Here is a 6,396-nt window from a genome sequence, read left to right as displayed (position 1 = left end):
TCAACTTCGGTTTTATGGTAAACGAGAGTTTGAATCCGTAGAGGATATGTTAAAGCAACATCGGCGATATATGAGTCGACACAATAATATTGCACGAAAAGTATTGGGATTCTTAAGCCCAAATCAAATGGTTGAAAAGTATTACGAAAATAAGTATAACGAAGCTGCTTGATGTGTCCACTGATTTTATATTTTTATCGTTTGTTGTCAAGGATCGTTTCACTTTCCTCCTTGACAACAAACTCAAAAAATTCGTTTTGGTGGACAAGACATCAAGCACCACTATTATCAGTTCAGGTAACATATGTTTGACAACCCTAGATCTAGTCGCGTTACTAACGATGTTACTATTTGTGTTAGCGCTTTAAAGTGCTAAAATAGAGAGGGAGAGTGTATTGAATAGACTTGAGTTTATGTTTTGAGTCTAAGTCTTGAGCTGATGTATTTATTTTATGTATTTATTTTATGTATTTATTGATAGAATAGGCATTTATTTATAGAAATAGAAATGGAAATAGAAATAGAAGTAGAAATGGAAATAGAAGTAGAATAACTTAAAGAAGAACGTTTCAATGGGGAACATGAAGAGGTGATCATAATCATGAATCAATCAAACTGGAAAAATTTTATATCTACGGGGTTAGTTGATAATAGTGCTATCCCTGATTTTGTGTCGAATTCTTGGCAATTATGTCGGCGCAAGCAAGTAGATCCTTTCCAAATCAAGCCAGGGAAGATATTAACGGCTAATGAGTTGAGAGAAAGGAAAAAGATGAATAAGGACTTGATCGATAATGTGACGCGAGATATTTCGCAATTATCGACGGCTTTGAATTTAGATCAACCGGTCTTTATATTGACAGATTCCTATGGCAATATCATCTGGCGTTCGGGGAATTATCAAGCTTTAAGTGAGGCTAATGATATTTACTTTTCTGAAGGTAGTGCGTGGGATGAGATGAATGCAGGGACAAATGCGATTGCTCTTGCAATGAGCGAGAAACAAGCTATCACAGTTAGTCGTTATGAACACTATGTCGTGGCGTCTCAAAGTTGGAGCTGTGTCGCTGCACCAATTCTTGACGAGAATAATGAGGTTGTCGGGGTCTTGGATGTGTCGACTTATAACAATGAATCAGCACTGAATTGCCAACTGTTTATTGGATTGATCGCCCAAAAGATATCTAATGATATTATCAAGGATCGTATTAGAGCTCAACAAGAGTTGTTACAATCAGCTGTCAATAATTTGGACAATCGCATTCTGTGCGACATGAATGGTCGGATGGTCTGCATTCCAGAGCAAGTGCAACATAAGTATGACCTGAGGATCGGAGATTTTATCACTGATGCTTTGGAAAAACATCGGTTGACTTGCACGAAGACGCCAATTTCGACCCAACAATCACAAGTGGGGTATGCCTACTTGATCGAAAAGAGCGAAGCCTTTCATGAAGACTTTTACTACTCAGGTGCGCATAGTGAGAATAAGCAATATAACCAATTCTTAAAGCGTGTTGTTCAAGTTGCAGATAGTAATCTGCCAATCCATATCCATGGAGAGTCTGGTAGTGGTAAAGAAATTATTGCTGAAACAATCCACTATAACTCTGGCTATCGTAATGGTCCACTTGTTGCGGTGAACTGTAGTGCAGTGAGTGAAAACTTATTGGAGAGTGAATTATTCGGTTATGCCCCAGGTGCTTTTACGGGTGCTAAATCAACCGGGAACAAAGGAAAAATCGAATTAGCTAATCATGGGACGCTATTTCTTGATGAAGTAGACAGCATGACTCATAAGATGCAAGCAGCTTTATTGCGGGTTATCGAACACAAAGTTGTTACTCCTATTGGTAGTGATAAACCTAGACTGGTTGATTTTCGGTTAGTAACAGCTACCAATCAGGATTTAAAAGAAGCTGTCCAAAAAGAGAAATTTCGTGCCGATCTCTTCTATAGATTATATGTCTGTCCTTTAGAGATCCCACCACTGAGAGATCGGATAGAAGATATCGTGCCATTGATCAGCCGCTTCTGCATGAGACGAAATTGGTATATCAATTGGCAAGATAAAATTTTCAAAGTCGCCAAAGATTTTGAGTGGAAAGGCAATATCCGAGAGTTCAATAATTTTTTGGAACGGGTTTATGTGTTCTACCGCCACAACGAGCCTACGACGGCAGAATTACAACGTACTCTGGTAGTTGGGACTTTGAAAGAGAATTCTCCTCTAACCACTGACACTTGGGATGATGATGGCCACCGAGATTTCAATAATAGTAAAGCAACCATTGGGAGGGCGCAAAGACCAGCTGGTTATCCGAAATATAATGGAGATTATAGTGGTAATCATAGAAATGCTCCTAATAGTGACTATAGAAATGATCCTGTTAGCAATCATGGTGTTACTGTGGGAAGAGAAACTGAAGTGCTGAAAGATCATGATGAGATGCGTAGTGTCGCTGATATTGCGTCACTTGATCCTTCTACTGTTGAAAGAGAACATATTATCAGAGCTTTAGAACAACATAAATACCATATGACCAATACCGCAGAAGCATTGGGTATATCGCGGTCAACACTATATCGTAAGCTAAAAAAATATGAGTTGGATCACAAGTAATGAGTTTCTAAAGATATTGTGAATAAAAGAACATTAATTCACAAAAAGTGCATCAATTTGTTTCAAAATAGCGACAAAAAGACCGGTCATGGCACATCGTGACCGGTCTTTTTGTGTCTATATTTATAAAAACGCTATCAATAAAGCGTTTTTAAAGTTGGCATGGTATTTGCTTATAGTAAGTGCAAGGTTTAAGAAAGGAGAAGTCTAGGCACAAACCTTCTTGCAAATCAGGAAAAAACAATAAGGATGGTGAATAATAGAGTGTTTGACTTAATCGTAATAGGCTCAGGTCCTGGAGGTTATGTTGCTGCAATAAAAGCAGCTCAACTGGGACAAAAAGTAGCAGTAGTTGAGAGAAAAGACATTGGGGGGACATGTTTAAATGTTGGTTGTATCCCATCCAAAAGTTATATCCAACATGCCCATTGGGTGTTATCAGCACAAGAAGCTAACAAATTCGGGATTCATACAACAGTTGGTGACATTGATTTTGAGAAACTTGTTGAACGGAAGAATGGTGTGGTAAAGACACTACAAGGTGGTGTTGGTCATCTGTTCAAGAGTAACAAAATCGAATATATCGAAGGATCAGCCTCTGTCACTAAAAATAAAGAAGTTATCGTTGACGGGAAAACCTATCACGCTAAAAATATCTTGCTAGCGACCGGGAGTAGACCTTTCGTTCCGCCAATCAATGGTGTGAAAGATGTAGACTACCTAACGACCGATACTTTCTTCAGTATGACAGAGCTTCCTAAAAAATTTGTAGTTATCGGCGGTGGAATAATCGCAGTCGAATTGGCCTTTGCCATGAAACCGCTCGGAGTCGACGTGACATTGTTGGAAGTGGCTCCTGATGTTTTACTAACTGAAGATGAAGCAGCTAGAGAAATTATTAAGAAGAAACTGAAAAAACTGGGGATTGTTGTTCACGTTGGTGTTCATATTAATGAAGTAACGAAAACGGCAGTTAAAGTTGAAGGCTTAGAAGATGTTTCTTACGACAAATTATTAGTGGCAACGGGTAGACGAGCGGACTTAACGATTGCAAATGATCTTGGTTTGGAGTTGGATGACAGTAAACGGTTTGTTAAAGTCGACCACCATTATCAAACAAGTCTCAGTAACGTTTTTGCCATTGGTGATCTCATTCCTGGCTTAATGCTTGCCCATGTTGCAAGTGCAGAGGGTATCAGAATTGCGGAGCATCTAGCTGGTCAACCAATAACACCTGTAAACAAGGATCTCGTTCCAAAATGTCTATATACTGATCCAGAAATCGCAAGTTTTGGTTTAAACGAAAAAGAAGCGAAAGAACAAGGATATGACGTCGTGGTCAAACAAATGGCATTTGGAGGAAATGGTAGAGCTATCGCAAGTGTGGAAACGGATGGTTTCGTTAAGATCATAAGCGAAAAGAAATATCATCAGATTCTTGGAGCAGTGATTGTCGGAAGCCATGCTACTGAAATGATCCACACGATTTTAGCTGTCAGAGAAGCTGAAGGTACAGTTGATGAATTGGCACATACGATTTTTGCACATCCAACCTTATCTGAAGTCGTGGGTGAAACAGCAAATGCCGTTTTGTTCCGACCTATCCATGGTTAAGTGTTAGAACAATTGATTGTCAACAGAATTAAAAATGTTAAGAAGTGCAAAACGAGGAGGAAATGTAATGGAAAAATTATCAAAAGAAAAAGCGCAATGGATCTATAAAAAAATGAATGATATCAGAAATTTTGAAGATGAAGTTCATACATTCTTTGCAAATGGTGACATCCCAGGGTTCGTGCATTTATATGCGGGCGAGGAAGCAATCGCAACTGGTGTTTGTGCGCATTTAACAGACGACGACCAAATCACAAGTACTCACCGTGGCCATGGACACTGTATCGCTAAAGGCTGTGACCTTGATGGTATGATGGCAGAAATCTACGGCCGTGAAACTGGTTTGTGTAAAGGTAAAGGCGGTTCAATGCATATTGCTGATATCGATAAAGGCATGCTAGGTGCTAACGGTATGGTTGGTGGTGGCTTCCCAATCGCTGTCGGAGCAGGCTTACGTAACAAATATTTGAAGACTGACGACGTTGCTGTTTGTTTCTTTGGTGATGGTGCAGCAAACGAAGGGACATTTCATGAAGGCATCAACATGGCCGCTATCTGGGATCTTCCAGTGGTTTTCGTCAACGAAAACAATGGTTTTGGTGAATCAACCCCACAAAGTTATGCCTCAGGCTCTAAAACAATTTCTGAACGTGCAGCTGCTTATGGCATCCCTGGTGTTCGTGTAGATGGGAAAGATGTTTCAGCAGTTTATGAAGCAGCTGGTGAAGCTATTGATCGTGCACGTAAAGGTGAAGGTCCTACAATTGTTGAATGTGTGACTTACCGTAACTATGGTCACTTTGAAGGTGATGAGCAAACTTATAAAGCAAGAGATGGTGAAGAATTATCACTTGCTGGACGTGACCCAATCGAAGAATTCCGTGAATATGCTATCAAGCATAAATTATTAACTAAAAAAGAGGCAGATGAGATTGAAGAAGCCTCTAAGAAAGACACAGCGCATGCTATCGAATTCGCTGAAAATAGTCCATTACCAAGCCCAGAACTTCTTTATCAAGATGTTTACGCTGACTAATAGGTTGATTGAACGAGTTGCTTAAATTAGCTTAGCAAATTAAAGACACACATCAAATAGAAGATAGGAGAGAATATCATGGCAAGAAGAGTAACTTTTATGGGCGCTATTAATGAAGCGCTAGAACAAGCAATGGAAAAAGACGATCGCGTAATTTTACTTGGTGAAGATATCGCCGGTGGTGCGGGTGTTAAACATTTAGAAGACGAAAACCAAGATTCATGGGGTGGCTGTTTTGGTGTCACACGTGGCTTGATGCCAAAATTTGGCCGTGATCGTGTTATCGATACACCAATTTCTGAAATGGGGTATATGGGTGCTGCTGTGGGAGCTGCAGCGACTGGATTACGTCCTGTACCAGAATTGATGTTCAATGACTTTATCGGCTTCTGTTTGGACACCATCTTGGCACAAGGTTCCAAAATGCGTTATATGTTTGGTGGGAAAGCTAAAATCCCTATGACTGTAAGAACAACTCATGGTGCAGGTGCAAGTGCAGCCGCACAACACTCGGGCGCTTACTACGGCATGTTAGGATCGATTCCAGCTGTAAAAGTCGTTGTTCCATCAAATCCATATGATGCAAAAGGATTACTATTATCAGCAATTGAAGATGACAATATCGTCATTTTCTCAGAAGATAAAACCTTGTATGGTCAAAAAGGCGAAGTGCCTGAAGAATACTATAAAGTTGAGATTGGTAAAGCTAAAGTAAAACGTGAAGGTAAAGACCTAACAATCGTTACTATCGGGAAAATGCTTTATGTCGCATTGGAAGTAGCAGACCGTTTGAAAGAGGATAACATTGATGTTGAAGTCATCGACTTGATTACCGTTGCTCCTTGGGACCAAGAAACAATCATCAACTCTGTTAAAAAGACTGGTCGTTTGATCGTCATCGATGAAGCTAACCCACACAACAATACAGCAACGGATATTGCGTCTGTTGTTAGTGATAAAGCATTCGACTACTTAGATGGACCTGTTAAACGCGTAACAGCTCCTAATACACCAGTTCCTTTCGCAACAAACTTGGAACAATTATACTTACCAAACGCTGATCGTGTAATTGAAGAATCTAAAGAAATTATCGAAGACTTAAAAAAATAGTTAGAGGGTGGTG

4 protein-coding genes are annotated in these 6,396 nt (G+C 39.7%); all 4 read left to right on the top strand.

Going from position 1 to position 6,396, the window contains the following annotated elements:
* The first annotated feature begins 601 nt into the window (after positions 1-601).
* The 4 genes from H541_RS11290 (at position 602) to H541_RS0102125 (ending at position 6,383) form a co-directional block, all read left to right on the top strand.
* Complete coding sequence (locus H541_RS11290; RefSeq protein WP_022795709.1) at positions 602-2,623, top strand: sigma-54-dependent Fis family transcriptional regulator; 2,022 nt, start codon at positions 602-604, stop codon at positions 2,621-2,623.
* A 249-nt stretch (positions 2,624-2,872) separates the two neighbouring features.
* A complete protein-coding gene (gene lpdA, locus H541_RS0102135) occupies positions 2,873-4,237 on the top strand; it encodes a dihydrolipoyl dehydrogenase (RefSeq protein WP_022795708.1) in 1,365 nt (454 codons plus the stop codon).
* A gap of 67 nt (positions 4,238-4,304) precedes the next feature.
* Positions 4,305-5,273: a thiamine pyrophosphate-dependent dehydrogenase E1 component subunit alpha gene (locus H541_RS0102130; protein ID WP_022795707.1), complete on the top strand. Its 969-nt coding sequence runs from the start codon at positions 4,305-4,307 to the stop codon at positions 5,271-5,273.
* Between the two features lie 78 nt (positions 5,274-5,351).
* A complete protein-coding gene (locus H541_RS0102125) occupies positions 5,352-6,383 on the top strand; it encodes an alpha-ketoacid dehydrogenase subunit beta (protein ID WP_022795706.1) in 1,032 nt (343 codons plus the stop codon).
* The last annotated feature ends 13 nt before the right edge of the window (positions 6,384-6,396 follow it).

Origin of the sequence: Bavariicoccus seileri WCC 4188, assembly GCF_000421665.1 — a bacterium.
GTDB classification, from domain to species: Bacteria; Bacillota; Bacilli; order Lactobacillales; family Aerococcaceae; genus Bavariicoccus; species Bavariicoccus seileri.
This window is presented reverse-complemented; position numbering and strand designations above follow the sequence as displayed.